The sequence below is a fragment of the Bombella mellum genome (assembly GCF_014048465.1).
GTDB lineage: Bacteria > Pseudomonadota > Alphaproteobacteria > Acetobacterales > Acetobacteraceae > Bombella > Bombella mellum.
Map to the genome: position 1 here is coordinate 71,021 of NZ_PDLY01000005.1, position 20,003 is coordinate 91,023.

Annotated in this window: 17 protein-coding genes and 2 tRNA genes; 10 read left to right on the forward strand and 9 right to left on the reverse strand. The window is 61.2% G+C overall.

What is annotated here, in order from left to right:
- Nucleotides 1-71 precede the first annotated feature (71 nt).
- From gyrA to CPA56_RS08295, 9 genes are all read left to right on the forward strand, one after another.
- Entirely contained in the window at nt 72-2,849 is a 2,778-nt protein-coding gene (gene gyrA, locus CPA56_RS08255; RefSeq protein WP_229707572.1) for a DNA gyrase subunit A, read from the forward strand.
- Nucleotides 2,842-3,348: a pantetheine-phosphate adenylyltransferase gene (gene coaD / locus CPA56_RS08260; protein WP_373364577.1), complete on the forward strand. Its 507-nt coding sequence runs from the start codon at nt 2,842-2,844 to the stop codon at nt 3,346-3,348. The genes gyrA and coaD overlap by 8 nt, the downstream gene beginning before the upstream one ends.
- 116 nt (nt 3,349-3,464) lie before the next feature.
- Nucleotides 3,465-3,944 carry a peptidylprolyl isomerase gene (locus tag CPA56_RS08265; protein ID WP_086441575.1) on the forward strand — a complete coding sequence of 160 codons (480 nt, stop codon included), beginning with the start codon at nt 3,465-3,467 and terminating at the stop codon, nt 3,942-3,944.
- Nucleotides 3,945-4,085: 141 nt separating this feature from the next.
- Nucleotides 4,086-4,161: transfer RNA gene (locus CPA56_RS08270), tRNA-Lys, on the forward strand.
- Between the two features lie 17 nt (nt 4,162-4,178).
- A tRNA-Leu gene (locus CPA56_RS08275) sits at nt 4,179-4,265 on the forward strand.
- A gap of 478 nt (nt 4,266-4,743) precedes the next feature.
- Nucleotides 4,744-6,984, forward strand: coding sequence for a catalase/peroxidase HPI (gene katG, locus CPA56_RS08280; RefSeq protein WP_182041539.1), 2,241 nt, complete (start codon nt 4,744-4,746; stop codon nt 6,982-6,984).
- Nucleotides 6,985-7,069: 85 nt separating this feature from the next.
- The gene (locus tag CPA56_RS08285) at nt 7,070-7,513 is read left to right on the forward strand and encodes a pseudoazurin (protein WP_195805142.1); all 444 of its coding nucleotides are present in this window, start codon (nt 7,070-7,072) and stop codon (nt 7,511-7,513) included.
- A gap of 114 nt (nt 7,514-7,627) precedes the next feature.
- Entirely contained in the window at nt 7,628-8,212 is a 585-nt protein-coding gene (locus CPA56_RS08290; RefSeq protein ID WP_182041541.1) for a cytochrome b, read from the forward strand.
- Nucleotides 8,213-8,467: 255 nt separating this feature from the next.
- On the forward strand, nt 8,468-9,751 hold the full coding sequence (locus CPA56_RS08295) for a cystathionine gamma-synthase family protein (protein ID WP_182041542.1): 1,284 nt from the start codon (nt 8,468-8,470) through the stop codon (nt 9,749-9,751).
- An 87-nt stretch (nt 9,752-9,838) separates the two neighbouring features.
- Here CPA56_RS08295 and CPA56_RS08300 read toward each other — a convergent pair whose 3' ends face one another.
- The 6 genes from CPA56_RS08300 to CPA56_RS08325 form a co-directional block, all read right to left on the reverse strand.
- Nucleotides 9,839-10,489: a methionine ABC transporter permease gene (locus CPA56_RS08300; RefSeq protein ID WP_182041543.1), complete on the reverse strand. Its 651-nt coding sequence runs from the start codon at nt 10,487-10,489 to the stop codon at nt 9,839-9,841.
- Nucleotides 10,470-11,507, reverse strand: coding sequence for a methionine ABC transporter ATP-binding protein (locus CPA56_RS08305; protein ID WP_182041544.1), 1,038 nt, complete (start codon nt 11,505-11,507; stop codon nt 10,470-10,472). The genes CPA56_RS08300 and CPA56_RS08305 overlap by 20 nt, the downstream gene beginning before the upstream one ends.
- Nucleotides 11,504-12,298, reverse strand: coding sequence for a MetQ/NlpA family ABC transporter substrate-binding protein (locus CPA56_RS08310; protein ID WP_229707557.1), 795 nt, complete (start codon nt 12,296-12,298; stop codon nt 11,504-11,506). The genes CPA56_RS08305 and CPA56_RS08310 overlap by 4 nt, the downstream gene beginning before the upstream one ends.
- Before the next feature lie 322 nt (nt 12,299-12,620).
- Nucleotides 12,621-13,508, reverse strand: coding sequence for a hypothetical protein (locus CPA56_RS08315; RefSeq protein WP_182041546.1), 888 nt, complete (start codon nt 13,506-13,508; stop codon nt 12,621-12,623).
- Entirely contained in the window at nt 13,505-14,377 is an 873-nt protein-coding gene (locus CPA56_RS08320; protein WP_182041547.1) for a 3-hydroxyacyl-CoA dehydrogenase family protein, read from the reverse strand. The genes CPA56_RS08315 and CPA56_RS08320 overlap by 4 nt, the downstream gene beginning before the upstream one ends.
- 405 nt (nt 14,378-14,782) lie before the next feature.
- Nucleotides 14,783-15,070 carry a YciI family protein gene (locus tag CPA56_RS08325; RefSeq protein WP_182041548.1) on the reverse strand — a complete coding sequence of 96 codons (288 nt, stop codon included), beginning with the start codon at nt 15,068-15,070 and terminating at the stop codon, nt 14,783-14,785.
- A gap of 200 nt (nt 15,071-15,270) precedes the next feature.
- Here CPA56_RS08325 and CPA56_RS08330 point away from each other — a divergent pair, with 200 nt between their 5' ends.
- Nucleotides 15,271-15,435 carry a YqaE/Pmp3 family membrane protein gene (locus tag CPA56_RS08330; protein WP_182041630.1) on the forward strand — a complete coding sequence of 55 codons (165 nt, stop codon included), beginning with the start codon at nt 15,271-15,273 and terminating at the stop codon, nt 15,433-15,435.
- Between the two features lie 111 nt (nt 15,436-15,546).
- Here the strand turns inward: CPA56_RS08330 and CPA56_RS08335 are convergent, their stop codons facing one another.
- From CPA56_RS08335 to CPA56_RS08345, 3 genes are all read right to left on the reverse strand, one after another.
- The gene (locus CPA56_RS08335) at nt 15,547-17,970 is read right to left on the reverse strand and encodes a mechanosensitive ion channel family protein (RefSeq protein WP_182041549.1); all 2,424 of its coding nucleotides are present in this window, start codon (nt 17,968-17,970) and stop codon (nt 15,547-15,549) included.
- Between the two features lie 265 nt (nt 17,971-18,235).
- Complete coding sequence (locus tag CPA56_RS08340) at nt 18,236-19,516, reverse strand: outer membrane protein assembly factor BamD (RefSeq protein ID WP_182041550.1); 1,281 nt, start codon at nt 19,514-19,516, stop codon at nt 18,236-18,238.
- 3 nt (nt 19,517-19,519) lie between these two features.
- Nucleotides 19,520-19,960, reverse strand: a complete 441-nt coding sequence (locus CPA56_RS08345) for an ExbD/TolR family protein (protein WP_182041551.1) — start codon at nt 19,958-19,960, stop codon at nt 19,520-19,522.
- Nucleotides 19,961-20,003: the final 43 nt, after the last annotated feature.

The window sequence follows — 20,003 nt, forward strand, 5'->3', positions numbered from 1 at the left end:
GTGGACCTGTCTTGAGCGAGCCGCACGATATTTTGCCTTCCGACCGCCTCCCGGTGACGATTGAGGAGGAAATGCGTTCCTCCTATCTGGCCTATGCGATGTCGGTGATTGTTTCCCGTGCGCTGCCAGATGTGCGTGACGGCCTCAAGCCCGTGCACCGGCGTATCCTGTACGCCATGCGGGAGAGTGGTTTCACGGCGGACAAGCCCTACCGCAAGTCGGCCCGTGCGGTCGGTGACGTGATGGGTAAATATCACCCGCATGGTGACAGTTCCATTTACGACGCCATGGTGCGCATGGCGCAGTCCTGGTCCATGCGTGTGCGGCTGGTGGATGGGCAGGGCAATTTCGGGTCTGTCGATGGCGACAGTCCGGCGGCCATGCGCTACACTGAGGCCCGGCTGGCCAAATCTGCCTCCTTCCTGCTGGATGACATTGACCGGGATACGGTCGCCTTCCAGCCCAACTATGACGAGAGCGAGCAGGAGCCGCAGGTTCTTCCGGCTGCCTTCCCGAATCTTCTGGTCAATGGGGCGTCCGGCATTGCGGTGGGCATGGCCACCAACATCCCGCCCCACAATCCGGGCGAGGTGATTGATGCCGTTCTGGCCCTGATCGCCAACCCGGACATGACGCTGGAAGAGCTGATGCAGATCGTCCCGGGGCCGGATTTCCCGACCGGCGGGATCATCATGGGCCGTCGGGGCATCCGGCAGGCCTATGAGACGGGCCGTGGCTCCATCCCTGTCCGTGCCCGTGCCGAGATCGAGGAGATCCGCAAGGACCGCTTCGCCATCGTGGTGACGGAGATTCCATATCAGGTCAACAAGGCCACACTGCAGGAGAAGATTGCCGATCTCGTCCGCTCCAAGGACATTGAGGGCATTTCCGACATCCGGGATGAAAGTGACCGTTCCGGCATGCGGGTGGTGATCGAGCTGAAGCGTGACGCCACGCCGGAAGTGGTGCTGAACCAGCTTTACCGTTTCACCCAGCTTCAGACGAGCTTCAGCGTCAACATGCTGGCACTGGATGAGGGCCGCCCCCGCACCATGGGGCTGCGGGACGTGCTGGAGGCCTTCATCCGCTTCCGTGAGGATGTGATTCTCCGCCGTGCCCGTTTCGACCTGAACAAGGCGAGGGATCGGGGGCATCTGCTGGTCGGTCTGGTGCTGGCCGTGGCCAACATTGACGAGGTGATCGCCCTCATCCGTTCCGCCCCGGATGCCGCTACGGCCCGTGAGCAGCTCATGACACGCACATGGCCTGCCGCCGACGTGGAGCCGCTGCTGGAGCTGATCCATGATGAAGGCAACGTGATCGTCGATGGCCGTGTCCATCTGACAGAAGCGCAGGCCCGTGGGATTCTGGAGCTGCGCCTCCAGCGTCTGACCGGTCTGGAGCGTGAGAAGATTCAGGCGGAGCTGGCAGAGGTCAGTGCCCGCATCACGGAGCTTCTGGAGATCATCGGCAGCCATGTGCGCCGCATGGAGGTCATGCGGGACGAGCTTCAGGCCGCCCGTGCCGCCTTGGCTGACCCACGCTGCACGGAAATCTCTGATGCGCTGGGGGATCAGTCCGACGAGAGCCTGATCGAGCCGGGGCAGATGGTGGTGACCATCACACGGGACGGTTTCATCAAGCGGACGCCGCTGGAGCTGTTCCGTTCGCAGAACCGTGGTGGCCGTGGCCGCACGGCGGCAGGGCGGCGTGGTGATGACATCGTCATCCGCAGCTTCAATGCCCACACCCACCAGTGGGTGCTGTTCTTCTCCTCGGGCGGGAAGGCCTACCGCATGAAGGTCTGGCACCTGCCGGAGGCGGCCCCGACAGCCAAGGGGCGGGCACTGGTCAACCTGCTGCCGGAGCTGGGTGAGGATACCATCACGGCCGTGCTGCCTCTGCCGCAGGATGAGGAGCTGTGGGATGACCTGCACCTCGTCTTCGCCACGGCGAGCGGGAACGTGCGGCGCAACCGCCTGAGCGACTTCCGCAACATCCGTTCTTCCGGTCTGATCGCCATGAAGCTGGATGAGAATGACCAGCTGATCGGGGTGGCAACATGCCGGGAGGGGCAGGACGTGTTCCTCGCCACCCGCAATGCCCGGGCCATCCGCTTCCAGATCACGGATGACGTGCTGCGTGTTTTCGCTGGCCGTGGCAGCACCGGTGTGCGGGGCATCCGCCTTGCTGATGGTGACCGGGTCGTTTCCCTAGCCGTGCTGAACCATGTCGAGGCCAGCGTGGAGGAACGGGCGGCCTACCTCCGGGCCGCCAATGCCCATCGCCGTGTGCTGGCGGCCCAGTCCGGGGATGAAGGACTGGAGGAAGAGATCGAGGACAGCAGCGAGCTGGCTTCCGATGAGGAAGGGCTTGAAGGGATTCTGGCCGACAGCCCGTTGAGCGAAGACCGTTATGCCGAGCTTGAGGCGCAGGAACAGATACTGCTCACCGTGACGGACACGGGCTTCGGGCGGCGGTCCTCGGCCTATGACTATCGTGTCTCCGGCCGTGGCGGGCAGGGCATCAACAACATGACCTTCTCCAACGCCCGCCGTGGGCGTGAGGTCGTGGGCACGCTCGTGACGCTGGATGGCACGGATGTGATGATGGTGACGGATACGGGCCGCCTCATCCGTCTGCCGGTCGAGCAGGTGCGTGTGATGTCCCGTCAGGCAGGGGGGGTGACGCTCTTCCGTGTGGATGGTGACGAGCGCATCATCAGCGTTTTCCCCGTGATGGAAGATGATGCGGACGATGCCGCCGAGGGTGAGACCGAGGCTGACGGTGCGGAAGGTGGAGACACCGGGGCTGCCCCGGCGGCTGATGCCGGTGGGACGGATGACTGACCGGCGCATCGGCTTCTATCCCGGCACGTTCGACCCGGTCACGTTCGGTCATCTGGACGTGATCGACCGGGCGGCGGCCCTGTTCGACCATGTCGTGGTCGGTGTGGCGATCAATGATGCCAAGGGGCCTCTTCTGGGTTTCGAGGAACGGCGGGAGCTGCTGGAGCAGGAAGTGGCCGCCCTGCCGCATAAGGACCGCATTTCCGTCACTGGGTTTGACACGCTTCTGGTGGATGCCGTGAGGCAGGCTGGGGCGGGCACGGTGATCCGTGGTCTGCGTTCTGCCGGGGATTTCGATTTCGAGACCCAGCTTTCCGGTGCGCTGCGGCGTCTGGCCCCGGAGATCGAAACGGTTTTTCTTCTGGCATCCGAGAGCCACCGTACGACGGCGAGCCGGATCGTGAAGGAAATTGCCCGTCTTGGGGGGGATATTTCCCCATTTGTCAGCCCCATGACCGCCCGCCTCGTGCGGGCAAAACTGACAGGAGAACAGACATGAGACGGCGACATTTCATGGCCGGTCTTGCGGCAGTCTCTGCCCTGACCGGTGGAACCCTGACACAGGCACGGGCCGGTGATCAGGATGGTAATGATCAGCTCAGGGAGAGCACGACAATGACAGGTACGACAACAGGCAAGAAGCTGGTTCTGGAGCTGAAGGATGGCAAGGTGGTCATCGCCCTGCGTCCCGATCTGGCCCCCAAGGCTGTCGAGCGTCTGGAGACGCTGGCCAATGAGGGTTTCTATAACGGCGTGAAGTTCCATCGCGTGATCGAGGGCTTCATGGCACAGAGTGGTGACCCGACGGGCACGGGGACGGGCGGCAGCTCCTATCCTGACCTGCCGGCCGAGTTCAGCCAGACGGCCACCTTCGACCGTGGCACGCTGGGCATGGCCCGCACGATGGACCCGAATTCCGCCAACAGCCAGTTCTTCATTATGTTCGACCGTGTGCCGTCCCTGGATGGCCAGTACACCATTGCCGGTCAGGTGATCGAGGGCATGGAGCATGTGGACAAGATCAAGCGTGGCTCCGGTGCTTCCGGCATGGTCCAGAATCCGGATCACATCATCAAGGCTTACATCGAGAACTGACATAACTGTCTGAAACCTGATGATTCTTCGTCCGCAGGAAGGCTGCCGTCCGTGCGGATGAAGAAAATCGTGAGGGTGGTGTTTTCTGCGGCCCCCGGGGTTGACGCTCCCCGGGGGAGCAGGTAGATAGCCTCCTCAAGTGAACCGGTAGCTCAGTTGGTAGAGCATTCGACTTTTAATCGAATGGTCCTGGGTTCGAGTCCCAGCCGGTTCACCATGCTCGCAAGAGAGTGTGCCCAGATGGCGGAATTGGTAGACGCGCAGGCTTCAGGTGCCTGTGTCCGCAAGGACGTGGAAGTTCGAGTCTTCTTCTGGGCACCAGCACTTCTTTCCAGAAAAATGAATGTTTGACTTCAGGAAAGGATATCGTTACTTCACGGTATCATTTCGTGACGGGTAATATTTAATGGATGGTTATGGAATGCCCGTTTTTATTCGGGCCAACTGTCTGTGTCTGCTGACCTGTCCGGGACAGGACGTCCGTCGCAGGGTGGACTGAAGGGCCGGAATGTGGCGGGAAATGGCCGTTGGAGAGGAATATGGCCTTTCCGGGAGCGTCATGTACTAATTTTCCTTGTACAGACATTAACCTTCGCATATAAAGAAGAGTTTTCCAAAAAAAGAGATGGCTTATAAGAGTTATTAAAAATAACGATTTACTTGTTCTGACCCCCATCGATAATATAAATCCTGCGATGTGTAGTAGTAGCGTCTGGTATGGTTCTGATCAGATCGTGCCTGGCGCATTGATGCTACGCAATCTGTCGAGATCTTATCCATGAATGGGGAACTGATCAGGATGAAACTGAAAAATTTCGGGGCAGCCCTGCTGATTGCCAGCACGACCCTGACATCTTTCGCCTCTGCTGCCCTGGCAGCCGATGTTCCGAGCCCGAACCAGTACTACTGGCCGAAGGGCATGAATCTGGCCAAGCTGCGTGCCCACGATTCAGAGTCTGATCCTTACGGTTCAGACTACTACACGAGCTATCACAAGAAGTTCGAGCAGCTGAACCTCCAGGAAGTCCGCAAGGACATCGAGAAGGTCATGCTGACCTCCCAGCCCTGGTGGCCGGCTGACTACGGCAACTATGGTCCGTTCTTCATCCGTATGGCCTGGCACAATGCCGGTACGTACCGTGCCATCGACGGCCGTGGTGGTGAAGAGGGTGCCCAGCAGCGTTTCGCCCAGCTGAACGACTGGCCGGACAACGCCAGCCTCGACAAGGCCAAGCGTCTCCTGTGGCCCGTCAAGAAGAAGTATGGTGAGAAGCTCTCTTGGGGTGACCTTATCGTCCTGACTGGTGACGTCGCCCTGAACCAGATGGGCTTCAAGACCCTCGGCTTCGTCGGTGGCCGTCCGGATGACTGGCAGTCCGAGCTGATCTACTGGGGTCCGGGCACGACGTTCTTCCCGAACAAGAGCTCCTTCCAGGTCGGCCAGAACGGCACCCTGAAGCACCCGCTGGCTGCCACGCACATGGGCCTGATCTACGTGAACCCGGAAGGGCCGAACGGCGATCCTGATCCGGTCAAGTCCGCTGCCATGATCCGTCTGGCATTCGGCCGCATGGCCATGAACGACGAAGAGACCGTGGCCCTGATCGCCGGTGGTCATACCTTCGGCAAGGCTCATGGTGCCCATCCGAACTCCTGCCTGAGCGGCCCGCCGGTTGCAAACGGTGTGGAACATCAGGGTCTGGGCTGGGCCGACCACTGCATCAAGGGCAAGCAGACGGCTGACGATGCGTCCACCAGCGGTCTGGAAGGCTCCTGGTCTGCCGATCCGATCCACTTCACCACGCAGTACATTGACAACCTGCTGAACAATGACTGGGTGCTGGGCACAAGCCCGACCGGTGCTCACCAGTGGCACACCAAGACGGATGACAAGATTGCTCCGGATCCGGCAAACCCGAACGATCCGTCCAAGATGCGTCCGATCATGATGTTCACCACGGACATCGCCCTGAAGACCGATCCGGCCTACCACAAGATCCTTGCCCGCTGGGCCGAGCATCCGAACGAGTTCGCCGATGCCTTCGCCCGTGCATGGTTCAAGCTGGTCGTTCGTGACATGGGTCCGAAGAGCCGCTACTTCGGCAGCGAAGTTCCGAAGGAAACCTTCGTGTGGCAGGATCCGGTCAACATGCCGGCCAAGCCGATCAACCAGGCTGACGTCCGTGAGCTGCGCAAGCTGATCGCCGCAACCGGTCTGTCCGACCGTGAGCTGATCAAGACGGCATGGGCTGCTGCCTCTTCCCACCGCGTGACTGATCACCGTGGCGGTGCCAACGGTGGCCGTCTGGCCCTGATGCCGCAGAACGGCTGGGCCGTGAACGATCCGGAAGAGCTGAAGACCATCCTGCCGAAGTTGGAGCAGGTCCGCGACAAGTTCAACGCTCACAGCGCACGCAAGGTTGCTCTGGCTGACATCATCGTTCTCGGCGGTAGCGTCGGTATCGAGGATGCTGCCAGAAAGGCTGGCGTGAAGATCCAGGTGCCGTTCGCTCCGGGCCGTGGCGATGCCACACAGGACCAGACGGACGTCAACGCCTTCAACCTGCTGGAGCCGACGGCTGATGCCTTCCGCAACTACTACCGTGCGGATGCGGACAACACGCCGCCTCTGAACGCTCTGGTGGACAAGGCTGACACGCTGGGTCTGACCATCCCTGAGATGACGGTCCTGCTGGGCGGTCTGCGTACTCTGGACATCAACACGGGTCACTCCGCCAACGGCGTGCTGACGAAGAACCCGGGCGTGCTGAGCACGGACTTCTTCACCAACGTGCTGACGATGGACACGCGCTGGCAGAAGGTTGCCGGTCAGGAAGACCTCTATGAGGGCTTTGACCGTGCCACCGGACAGAAGCTGTGGACGGCCACGGATGTGGACCTGGTCTTCGGTGCCAACCCGGAACTGCGTGCCGTTGCCGAGGTTTATGCCTCTGACGACTCCAAGGCGAAGTTCTATAATGACTTCGTGAAGGCCTGGACGAAGGTGATGAACCTCGACCGTTTCGACCTGCAGCGGTAAGATCGTTTTTTCCCTGATGGAAAAATCGGACTGAACATTCCGCCGGGGCCTGTCCCCGGCGGTTTGGTAAGAAGTGGAGGATAGTATGTTGAAATTTGCTGGTGGTGCATTCGCCCTGTTCATGGCAACAGCCCTGTCCGCCACGGCGGCCACGGTTGACGTGAAAATGCTGAGCCATGGCACACACGGTTATTCTTTCGAGCCGGCTGTCGTTTATATCCATTCTGGCGACAGCGTGCGTTTCGTCCCGACGGACCCGGGCCACAATGCCCAGTCCATTCCGGGCATGACGCCTGATGGGGCTGCGCCCATCAACGTTCCTTTCAGTCAGGAAAAGACTGTCCAGTTTACCAAGCCCGGCCTGTACGGGTACAAGTGCCTGCCGCATTTTGCCCTGGGCATGGTGGGGCTGATCGTTGTCGACAACGCCAACAATGAGGCCCAGGCTCGCAAGGCGCCGCTCTACGGGGCTGCCAAGCGGCGTTTCAATGAGCTGTTCCAGGATGTGGACAGCAAGAACGGCAAGTAAGGGAGGTCTGGCCTGAAGACCGGAGACTGCCTATTGTCGGGTCGGCCCCTCTGTTCCGTCTCATGGAGACGGAGGGGCCGATTTTTTTATTCCATGATCTTATGGAGACAACGAGTGTCAGAGAAAGTGGAAACAGGAACCGGCAGACCGGAACGTTATGGTCCGGTGGCCATCATCCTGCACTGGGTGATTGCGCTGCTGCTCATCTTCATGATCGGCCTTGGCCTGTACATGGACCACATCCCCGTTAGCGATCCGACGCCCCTGCATCAGCTTCACAAGTCTGTCGGCATCGTGACCATGCTGCTGATCGTGGTGCGCATCATCTGGCGTCTGACGCACAGGGCACCCGCCCTGCCGAAGGACATGCCGACAGCGCAGCGCGTGGTGGCCGGAGGGATGGAGGGACTGCTCTATCTCTTCCAGATTTTCCTGCCGGTGACAGGCTGGCTGATGGTGTCCGCCATGGCCATGCCGATCGTCCTGTTCGGTCTGGTGTCATGGCCGCTGATCCCGCTTCCGCAGAGCGTGATGGACAGCGGCTATCTGGCTGAGATCATGCCGGATGTCCATAACTGGCTGGCCTGGTCCTTTGGCGGGTTCATTGCTCTGCACGTGCTGGCAGCCCTCCATCACCGCTTCATCCGGAAGGATCAGGTGGTGGACCGCATCCTGCCACATCATGGTTCCAGACACTGAAATCCGGTACGCACCCTCATCGATGGGATGAGGGTGCCTCCGCCGGTCCGAGGCGGGCCGTTCATATGCCTTTATCCCGTCAGGGGGATGTGGTATCAATCAGCGAAAATGAGCAGGATATAAGGGTAACAGCATATCTTCATCCTGCTTTCCAGACCGGTTGCTGCGGTGCTGGATGGGAAGCCCCATCTGGCAGTCATGAAGCTGGGTGGTGGATCACATATCAGGCTAGGTACCCGCTGAAGGAAACTCCCAATGGCGTCAGATCACAAGAAGACCCATATCGGCAGCCATAAGCTGCATCCCGACACACAGATGCTCAATTACGGCTTTGACCCTGCCCTTTCGGAAGGGGCCGTGAAGCCGCCCGTGTTCCTGACATCAACATTCGTCTTCCCCACGGCAGAAGATGGCCGGGACTTTTTCGACTATGTTTCTGGCCGGAAGGAGCCGCCGGAAGGCAAGGGGCAGGGGCTGGTCTATTCCCGCTTCAACCACCCGAACAGCGAGATCGTGGAAGACCGTCTGGCGATCTATGAGGATACCGAGCGGGGCGTCCTGTTCTCTTCCGGCATGTCGGCCATTGCGACCACGCTGCTGGCCTATGCCCGCCCTGGTGATGTGATCCTCCACTCCCAGCCGCTCTATGGTGGGACGGAAACCCTGCTGACCAAGACTATGGCTTCCTTAGGAATCAGGTCCGTGGGGCTGGGAAGCTGTGGGGTGGATGAGACCATCATGCGTGAGGCTGCTGAAAAGGCCATCGCAGAAGGGCGTGTCTCCCTGATCCTGATCGAGACACCGGCCAACCCGACCAATGGTCTGGTGGACCTGAAGCTGGTGCGCCGCATTGCCGAGGAGATCGAGGCCGGACAGGGCAGCCGTCCCATCATCGTCTGTGACAACACGCTGCTCGGGCCGCTTTATCAGCATCCGCTGAAGCATGGGGCCGATCTGTCACTGTATTCCCTGACAAAATATGTCGGCGGCCATTCCGATCTCGTGGCCGGGGCCGTTCTGGGCAGTGATGTCATGACACGCCCGGTGCGTCAGCTCCGTGGGGCCATTGGAACCCATCTGGACCCGCATAGCTGCTGGATGCTGGGCCGCTCTCTGGAGACGCTGGGGCTGCGCATGGAGCGTGCCACCCTCAATGCCCATCGTGTGGCGGAGCTGCTGCGGGATCATGCCAAGGTGGGCAAGGTGCATTTCCCGCCATTCTATGAGGCTGATTCTGCGGAGGGGAAAGTCTATGCCCGTCAGTGCAGTGGTGCCGGTTCGACCTTCTCCTTCGATATTGAAGGGGGCGAGGCTGCCGCCTTCCGCTTCCTCAATGCCCTGAAGGTCATGAAGCTGGCCGTCAGCCTGGGAGGGACGGAGTCTCTGGCCAGCCATCCGGCGACAATGACACATTCCGGCGTGCCGAAAGAGGTTCGGGAACGCATTGGTGTCACGTCATCCACCGTACGGCTCTCCATCGGTGTGGAGCATGTCGATGACCTTCTGGTGGATGTGAAGCAGGCTCTGGACGCTGCCTGAAGATTACGGCATCAGCCCTGATGCTGAAAAGCCCGCCCCTCTGAGGGGGCGGGCTTTTTTTGATGGCGGTAGAAGGAAGCGGAGGCTTCAGTGTTTCAGCCAGCGGGCCAGGCTGTTGCCGATGACCTGCATCAGGCTGACCATGATGATGAGGACCACAACCACCCCGAACATGACGGTGGTATTGAAACGCTGATACCCGTAACGGATGGCAAGGTCTCCCAGGCCCCCCGCCCCGATGACGCCCGCCATGGCGGAAGCCCCGACCATGGTGATGAGCGTGACCGTCACGCCGGTGACAAGTCCCGGCAGGGCCTCGGCAATCAGGACGGAGCGGATGATGGTCATGCGTGTGCCACCCATGGCCCGGACGGCATCCACGAGGCCGGAATCAACCTCCCGCAGGGCCATTTCGGCGATGCGGGCGAAATAGGGAATTCCGGCGATGGAGAGCGGCACGATGGCGGCCTCCGTTCCCAGGGACGTCCCGGCGATGAAGCGCGTGACAGGGATGAGCAGCACCAGCAGGATGATGAACGGCACGGCCCGGACGGCATCCACCACCATGCCCATCAGCCGGGCGGCAAAAGGCAGGCGGTACAGTCCCTGCGGGCCGGTGGCGATCATGAACAGGGCCAGCGGCAGCCCGAGCAGGACGGAAAGGGCCGTGGAGGCCACGACCATCTCCAGCGTCTGCCATGTGGAATGGAGGATCAGCTTAAGAATGAGAGGGGACATATCCCAGGACCTCCATGTTCTGCGCTGCCGTCCTCAGGTGGCCCAGAGCCTGTTCCGTCCTGTCGCCCTCAAGGCTGAGGATCATGTCGCCACTCAGATGGTCCCCGACGGTGGTCACGCCGCCCTGCAGCAGGGCCGTCTGCACGCCGAACCGTTCATGCAGCGCACTGAAGAGCGGCTCGCTGGCATCAGTCCCGCTGAGGACAAGCCGCACGATGGCCCTGTGTGGGCCTGCCGACGGTGTGGCGGCCATCGTCCGTGCCAGAAACGCAGGGAGGGAGGGACGGATGTCGGCCAGAAGGGTCTGGAGTGTCCGGTTGTTCTGTCCATCCCGGAGGAAGTCCAGCAGGGTTCCATCCTCGACGAGGCGGCCATGATCGAGGACCAGGATACGCTGGGCAAAGCGGCGGACCACATCCATCTCATGGGTGATGAGGACGATGGTCAGCCCTAGTTTCCTGTTGATGTCGGCCAGCAGGCTGAGGATGGAGCTGGTGGATTCCGGGTCCAGCGCAGAGGTGGCCTCATCGCAGAGGAGCAGCGTCGGGTTGGCTGCCAGGGCACGGGCAATGCCGACACGCTGTTTCTGCCCGCCGGAAAGCTGGGAGGGATATTTCTTTTCAAAGCCCTTCAGCCCGACAAGCTCCAGCAGTTCCGCAATGCGGTCGGCCTGCTCCCTGCGGGGGCACCCGGCGATCTGGAGAGGCAGGGCGATGTTTCCGGCCACGGTGCGGGAGGTCAGCAGGTTGAAGTGCTGGAAGACCAGACCGATCTTGCGGCGGATGCGGACAAGCTGCCGCTCTGGCTGGGTGGTCAGGTCCACGCCATCCAGCAGGATGTGGCCCTGCTGGGGGCGTTCCAGCGCACAGAGGCAGCGGAGCAGGGTGGACTTCCCGGCCCCGGAACGGCCGATCAGCCCGACGACCTCACCCTGTTTCACGGAGAAGGAAATGTCCTGAAGAGCCGTGTGCTGCCCGAAACTGTGCGTCACATGCTGGATGTCAAGGATGGGGTTCATGACCACGCAGGTGTGACGGTACCGTGATAGATGTCCAGAATGACCTGACGGACATTCGGCTGATGGTAGCTTTCCACCAGCGGCTTGACCCAGTCGGCTCCGGCGTCACTCTCATTGACGGAGATGAAGTTGACGTACGGGTTGTGCTGCAACCCTTCGACGCCAATGCGTTCCTGTTCGGTGATGCCTGCCTTGCGTGCCCAGTCCATGTTGACGACGGCGGCGTCCAGATCAGGCAGGGACCGCCCGACCACACCAGCATCCAGCTCCTCGATGGAGAGGTTGCGGGGGTTGTCGGTGATGTCCAGTGCCGTGGGGAACAGGCCGGAATCCGATGGCAGACGGATCAGCCCCAGGGTCTCGAGAACGTGCAGGGCACGGCCCTCGTTGCTGGGGTCGTTGGGAATCCCGATGCGGGCATTCGGCGGGATGTCGTTCACGGAATGCCATTTGCGGGAATAGAGGCCGATCGGCTGGAAGTACGTGTCGCCAACCGGGACGATCTTGTAGCCGTGGGCCTTGATCTGGGCGTCAAGGAACGGACGGTGCTGGAAGGCGTTCGCATCCACGTCATGCTCCGACAGGGCCTCGTTGGGCGTGTTGTAGTCGGAGAAGGGGATGATCTTCAGTGTCAGGCCACGCTGGGCGGCGTTCTGGCTGACGGTACGCCAGATGTCCTCATCCTCGCCGGACATGATGCCGATTTTCAGCGTGCGGGTGTCAGCCTGTGCAATGCCGGGGCGGGTCAGCCCGAAGGTGGCGGCACCGGCCAGCCCTGTTGAAAGGCTCATGAAACGACGCCGGGAAAGGGAGAGGGACCGGGACATGGTTGTACCTTTCAACATTCAGGAGTGAATCAGTACGGTATCATAAACGCTTCTACAGCCGTAGGAAAGCACCGCCGGGTATGCAGCGCACCATCCCGGCAGGGGGATGGCCGTGCGTGGGAAGTGTTTTTAGCGGGTCACTCTGTTCTGTCAAGGTAAAGAGATGATCACATGAACAGTTAATGATAAAGGAATATAAAGCCTGATGAATATAGGCCGGGTCCATGATGGCCGCTCTACTGGAGCCTGTCCGGTATTGAGCGGCCGTGATCTTCGTGAGGGGTGATCAGTCTCCGGACGCGAACAGGCAGAGACCCGTCGTCGGTGCCTGTCTGGTGATGAGGCGGGCCTGTCCGCTTTCGAGAATGACTTCCCGGATGGAGCCACCCAGATCACTGACGAAGGCCAGCGTCCCCTTGGGGTCGACGGCCAGCCCGATGGCCTCGTCCAGCCCGCGCAGGATGACCTGATGGCTGTGGAGGCCCCGGCCGTCCACATGGGCCACGTTCAGGCTGTTGCCGTCCGGGGGAGCACCACGGTCCGTCCACCAGAGTTTGCCCAGAGTGGGTGACACATGCAGGTCGATCGGTTCCGGCAGGTGATCGGCGAGCAGTTCCACGTCCGTCCGTTTGGCAGGGTCCATGCCTTCCGGCAGGTCCAGCGGCATACGGAAGATGCGGCCGACTCCACCTTTGGACGGGCCTTTCTGTGACCAGTAGATGTGCCCGTTCTGGGTGTCCAGGGCGATGCCGACGCACTGGAGAGGTACGTTCTTCATGTCTTCCGGGTAGACGCCGGTCTGGAGCAGGACCTCCAGCTCGCTGCCATCCCGGCGGCACCGCATGATGCGCATGCCCTCACGGTCGCACCAGTAGAGATGCTCGAGTCCCGGTGAGGATGTCAGCTGCTTGGGAGTGACGACCAGCCCGTGACCGACGAGGAGCCTGTGGTCGCTGCCGTCCAGAAGGGCCGATTCTATGGTGCCATCGGCGGAGCCGTCTTCCCGGCCCATGTTGGTCCAGTAGATGCGGCCTTCGGCCTCATCAATCCACAGGCCATCCGGTGTGCCCCAGCCGATCTCGACATGGGACAGGGCACGGCCTTCCCCGATGGAAAGGGCCGTAATGCGGGCGGGGTCGATCTCGAGGGAGTAGAGAACTGTCTTGTGGCTCATGATTTTTCTTCATCATAGTCGTAGAAACCCCGGCCGCTTTTCACGCCGAGCCGGTTTTCGGAGATCATCCTGCGGAGCAGCGTGCGGGGGGCCTCAGGGAGGTGCGGGAAGACCTGGGCGTAATGCTCCTCGATCTGGAGGACGATGTCGAGGCCGACCTGGTCCATGAGCCTGAACGGCCCGGCAGGGGTGCCCTGTGTCTCACAGTAGATGCGGTCGATCGTTTCCGGGTCGGCAATGCCCTCGGCGGCGACGCAGAGGGATTCCCGCTTGATGGCCGCCCAGATGCGGTTCTCGATGAAGCCCACGCTCTCCTTTCTGGCGATGTAGGGGGAGAGGCCGACTTCCCTGAAATAGTGGGCCAGGTCCTCAATGATCGCCTGGTCGGTGGAACCACAGGACATGAGTTCCACGACCCGCTTTTCGGGGGGCATCATGAAATGTGTGTTGAGCACACGGTTCCTGTGCTTCACCCCGCCGACGATCTGGCTGGACGGGAAGGATGAGGAGTTCGTGGCCAGAATGGTCTCTTCGGATGTCAGCTGGTCCAGCTGACCGAAGATTTCCGTCTTGAGGTCCAGCTTCTCGGGCAGGGCCTCGATGACGAGCCAGGCGTCGGCCACGGCCTCTTCCATCGTTCTGGCGGCGGTCACATGCCCGGCCTTGCCACCCTCGATGGATGAGACGACTTCCGGCAGATGTTTTTCGATGAAGGCGAGGGCCTTCTCCGTGGCCTGTTCCTGTTTGTCGAAGATGCGGACCTCGCCGCCACGTGTTGCCAGCATCAGGGCAATCCGGGATCCCAGTGTACCGGCACCGAGGACCACGGCGGGCTGTTTCGATGCTTTCGTGTTCAGAAAATCTGCCATGATACTTTACCTCATAACAGGGTCGGAGGAGTCCGAACCCAGTATTCTTCTTAGAAAGAAGGAAATAAAAAACGGATAATCAAGGGTTTCTGTAAAATAAAAAACTTTTAAATGGGGTTACGGTTCATAAAAAATGACAATCGACAGGCCATATTTCGGAAAAGCTGTTCTTCAGAAAATCCCATGCTGGGGCTGTTCTGGGTCTCCTTTTATTTCATGCGTCGGCAGAAGAAGCCTTCATGTTTTCTGGATGGTCATATGATGGGCCTTGCGGAGTGGTCTGTCGCCGGGGCATGGCTTCCGCCCGGTCAGGGTCTCAGTCCGGCAGAATGGTCCTGCCCCCGACCGTCAGCCCTGCGACAAGGGGATGGCTGACGCAGGGCCGGGTGTGCTGGGGGTGGTGGATCAGCGTTCTTCCGTCAGTTCCGGTGCGAGCTGTGCGGTCCTGAATTCGGTGAACCGGTACTGCCCCACGCCGGAGGTGATGAAGGGGTCCTGGGCCAGAAGGGCTTCCAGCTCCTGCTGCGTGACGCCATCCCTGGCGATGAGGACGCCGCCGTCACCGGACAGTTTGGGGCCGGAGGCCAGCAGGATGCGTTTCTCGAAAAGTGTGGCAAGGAAGGCCCTGTGGGCAGGCCGCTGGGCCTGAACATCTTCCGGGGAGGCGAGGTAGGAAACTTCGGCGATGATCATGCGGGATACTCTTTCTTCCTGTCAGATATGGAGATTCTGTCCTAGCAGCCTCTTTCCGGAAGACATAGCCGGGCCTGAGACAGGCAGAATAACGCTTTCATAATATTGGCATTTTTTTTAAGGATGTAGGGGTGCGTCCTTCCGGTCTGGAGGGACGCTGTTTTGCAGTCATCCCCGATTGCATGGAGGAAATAGTCATGATCCGTATCCTGATCGCTTTTTTTGTTCCCTGGCTGACCTTTTTCACCATCGGTCGTCCGATTGCCGGCATCATCTGCCTGCTGCTCCAGATCACCATTCTGGGCTGGGTTCCGGCTGCCATCTGGGCGTTGCTGGCACTGCGCTCCTATGATGAAGGTCACTGATCCTTCAGTCTGGCACGAAAAAACCCCCTGTCCTCACGGGCAGGGGGTTTTTTCATGTCTGCTCCTCCCCCCGGACAGCCGGGGAGAGGAAGGTGGATGGCAGGGGAGCGGTCAGTCCCTGCCCTGTTCACCGGACGGTCTGGCAGAAGCCGTGCTGCCGATGAGCTTCTCCAGCGCAGTTCCCTGAATGTCCACGACCTCACGGGGATACTGGATGCCAGCCTTCTCGAACCGTTTCTTCATGCGGCGGTTGAATTCCCATTCGACGGTCCAACGGCCGGCATTCGTCGTGGGATAGACGCCCTTCACGGAGACGGACGACTCACCGATGGCAGAGACACCCCAGAGGTCGAAGTCCGCAAGGATGAGGTCCTTGTAGGGAGCTTCGTTCCGCATTTCCTTGCCGATCTCCACCAGGATGGCGGCGACCTGGTCCGTGTCGCTGTCAATGTCCACCGTGGCAAGAATCATCGCACGGGAGAAGTCACGGTTGTAGTTGGTCACCTGCGTCAGCGAGCTGAAGGAGAAGATGTTCATGGAGCCGTCATTGGCCCGGACATGGACAGACCGCAGGGACAGACGCTCGATCACACCATAGGTGCCGTTCAGCGTCACGGAGTCCCCGACGGTCAGGGCATTCTCCAGCAGCAGGAAGATGCCGCTGATGAAGTCCTGCACCAGCTTCTGGGAACCGAAACCGAGAGCCACCCCGAAAATGGAGGCACTGGCGATCAGCGGGCCGGTGTCGATGCCCAGCTGGGAAAGGACGGTCAGCCCGATGATGACCGCCAGCACCAGCAGGAACAGGATGCGGAACATTGGCGTCAGTGTCTGGAGGCGGGCGATGCGGATCTGGACATCCCGGCCATCCTGAAGGCCAAGGCGGCGGATGTGATGCTCGATGGTCACGTTGGCCACTTCCCAGGCGAGCACCCCGATGAACAGGGCCACCAGGATGGTCACGGCCGCCTGGATGATGCGTGGTCCCAGCGTGTCATGGCCGAAGAGGAGATGCACGGGAGCACCCCAGGCCAGGGCAAGGGCCAGGATGGTCAGGGCCACGATGAAGAGGCGGATCACCGCCGTTGCCGCCGGGTAGTAACGGCGGATGCGGAGCAGCGTCTCCTCGTTGAGGTTCCAGCCATCCAGTGCACGCATGAAGCGTTCCAGCCCGCCATAGGCCAGGATGCTGACGATGCGGACGACGACGAGAGCCACCAGCGTGCGGATGAATATCTGGAGGATGAGCTGGTATCCTCCGTCAATGTCGGCCGCCCAGACCAGCCAGAGGGCGAAGTCGAAGAACAGGGCGACGATCCACCAGCTGCCGGACACCAGAGCCATGATGGACTGGAGGCGGCGGTTGTTGGCCCCGATATGCTGGCAGGCATGCTGCACCCGCTTGCGGGACCGGATGATCATGACGGCAAGGAAGATGTGGACGGCCAGCAGGAGGAGTTTCTGCAGTCCGCTGGAAACTGGGACAGGCAGCTGCATGGCGTGGAGCATGGCCAGGAAGGAGAAGCCCCAGGCCAGAATGACACCGATCTGCCGGAAATAGTGGAAGATGAAGGCGGAGGAGCTGTCACGTAGGATGCTGAGGCGCAGCCACGGAGCCTGCGGGGCCAGGAAGATGCGCAGGAGCAGGGTCCACACGCCCAGTCCAATGCCGATCAGCCAGGAGATGCTCCAGATGGCATGGGAGGCTTCCGGAGAGGGAGCGGGGTCCAGCAGTCCCATCAGCAGGGCGACCAGCGGAAAGGTGCAGATGGTGATGAGTTCCAGTACGGCGCAGGCCAGCGTGTAGGGGGCACGGCGCAGACAGAGCATGAGCTGCGTCAGGGCACCCTGATGGCGGAGGCTTTCCTCGATGCTGGCCTGTGCGTTGGCGGTCTCGTCCCTCGTGCTGGCAGCATGGGAGGGGGCTGATTCCCGGATGGTGCTTTCCGTGGCTTCCGTCACCTCGGCACGGGCACGGCGCAGCTTTTCGGCCTCATGCTGGAAGACCTTGTGATCGTGCTTCCGGGCCATGTTGCTGATGCGTTTGTAAAGGGGACGCAGGATGATCCGGGCACCGAAGAACAGCAGATAGCTGCACACCAGCATGATGACCACACGTAGCAGGGTCCGGGCGATGCTGGCCTGAAGGGCGGAATCATGGATGAGGGCATGGACCCACGGAGCGATGGCCCCGAAGTCGATGATGCTCTGGTGCAGAATGCGCATCTGCTGGAGGGCACGCTCCCCGAAAGCGGCGAGGTTGTCCCGGGCCAGGTCGATGACGGAGGTATGATGGGTGTCCTGCTGCGCCTGTGTCAGATTTTTCAGTGTCGTCAGAAACTGCTGACGCTGGGCGTCGTCACTCAGGACGGTAATGAGCTGATGGGCCTGATCCGCAGAGAGGCCGACATTTCCAGAGCTGCTGGCCGCTGCCGGGGCCGCCTGCGGTTCCGCCCGGGCGGATGAGGGGGCGAGCAGGGCCAGGCAGGCCAGCAGCAGGGCCGGAATCAGACGGTGCAGGAAAAGGCCGGTCAAATGCCGGTGTGGGACGGTATCCCTCCCGGGATACGGTGTCTTGTCGGTCATGTGGATGTGTCGCTCCAAAGGGAATGGAAATGAAATGTTCTGCCGCCCTTCTCTCAAAACATCCGTGCGATTTTAAGACAGAGTTTCATGAAAAGGATTTCATTTCATGGGGAGGGAAGCCCGGTCGGCCGGGCTTCCCTGAGTCCTGGTTGACGGTACCGGATGCGCCGTGAACATGACGGGGCCGCCGGTACCGGTCCTGATTGGTCCGTGTTCAGCGTGTCGAGTGGGAGGAGAGCTGCACGGCCCAGAGCTGGGCCAGATTGTTGGCCGTGCCATCTCCATCCATGCTGCTGAGGAGCTTTATGGCCTCGGCGGAATGGCCGCCATCCATCAGGGCCATGCCGAGCGTGAGACGGGCCAGGTCGGGCTGGTGGGGGTGTTTCGTCAGGCCCTGCTGCATCAGGGCGATCCCCTGGTCGACCTGCCCGTTCAGGACGAGATTGTACCCTGCCGTCAGGGACGGCCCCGCCTCGGATGACGATTTGGCCTGTTCCACGGCTGCGGGCAGGGCGGTGCGGGTCTCGGTGGCACGCTGGGCCACGAAGGCCCGGAAACGGGCCTGTGCGGCCGCTTCCGTCCCCGTGCCCAGAAGATGGCGGGCATAGCCTTCGTCAAGAAGGTTCAGGGCCAGCTGGGGCAGGCCCATCTGCACGGCCCGTTCGGCCATGTCCTGGAACTCGGCCGGGCTGGTCAGCAGGCCGGTGTTCAGGCGCAGCCGTTGCAGGTTGAAGACCATGCGGGGGGTGAGGGAACGGTCGGCCGTCAGGTCATGAATCAGCATCTGCCAGTATTGAGGGCGTGCGTGATACTTCACCAGCTTGACGTAGGTGCCCGTCTTGCCAGAGCTGTCATGCAGCTGGTCATAGGCCGTGGCGAGCATCTGGAGCTGGTTTTCTGCCGGAATCTGGCCTGCCTTCTGGTCTGCGGCAAGGATGGCATGGCCTGCCTCCACCACGCCTTTCCAGTCCTTCTGGAGGTAATGGCACTGGAGCAGCAGGGTCTGCATCTGCTGGCTGGGGCCGGCTTCCTGAAGGTAACGGCGGGCGGCCTGCGCCGCAGCGTCGTAGTCCCGTGCCCCGTAAGCCAGGCTGGCCTGTGCCATGAGCAGCTGCTGACGGGTGGCCGGGGTTGTGCGGCTGTTCCTGATGAGTGTCTCATAGGCTTTCAGGGCCACGGGGACGTTGCCTGCCTGACTGGCCGCCGCCGCCCGCATCTGGGCAATGACGTAGCTCTCATAGTCGCTCTTGCCTGCCACGGCATCGGCGGCATTGACGAAGTCCAGGGCCTTGGCGGCGTGGTGGCTGGCCAGGGCGGCCTGGGCCTGCTGGAGCTGCCTGCCGACATCCTGTCCCAGCTGGTCATCCGCCTGCGCCGTGCTGGCCAGCAGCCGGGCAGGGGAAAGGCCGGAGATGGGCGTGCAGGCGATGGCGGAGAGGCCGAGCATTCCGGCCACGAGCCATCCGTGCGGGTGTTTCAGATGTGGCAGGCTCATGACTTACTGTCCTTCTACATACTGGTCCAGACCGATGATGCCGAGCTTGGTCACGCCAAGACGCTGGGCATCGGCCATGACATGGGCAACGGTCCTGTAGGTGGCAAGGCGGTCGGGCCGGATATGGACTTCCGGCTGCTCTCCCGTTGCAGGATGCACGGCCCCGTTCAGGCGGGCCTGGAGGTCATCCTCGGAGGAGATGGGCGTGTCATTCCAGCTCAGCGTGTTGTCGTAGTTGATGCCGATGGTGACGACCTGTGGCTGTATGGTGGAGGGCGGCGGATCCCCCTGCGGCAGGTCGATGGACACGGAATGGGTCTGGAGCGGGATGGTGATGATGAGCATGATCAGCAGCACCAGCATCACGTCGATCAGCGGCGTGGTGTTGATGTCGACGATGGCTTCATCTTCATGGGTGGTTTCTGTGCCAACATTCATGGCCATGAGGAATTCTCCAGAAACTGCCTCCCCCGGATCAGGAACCGGG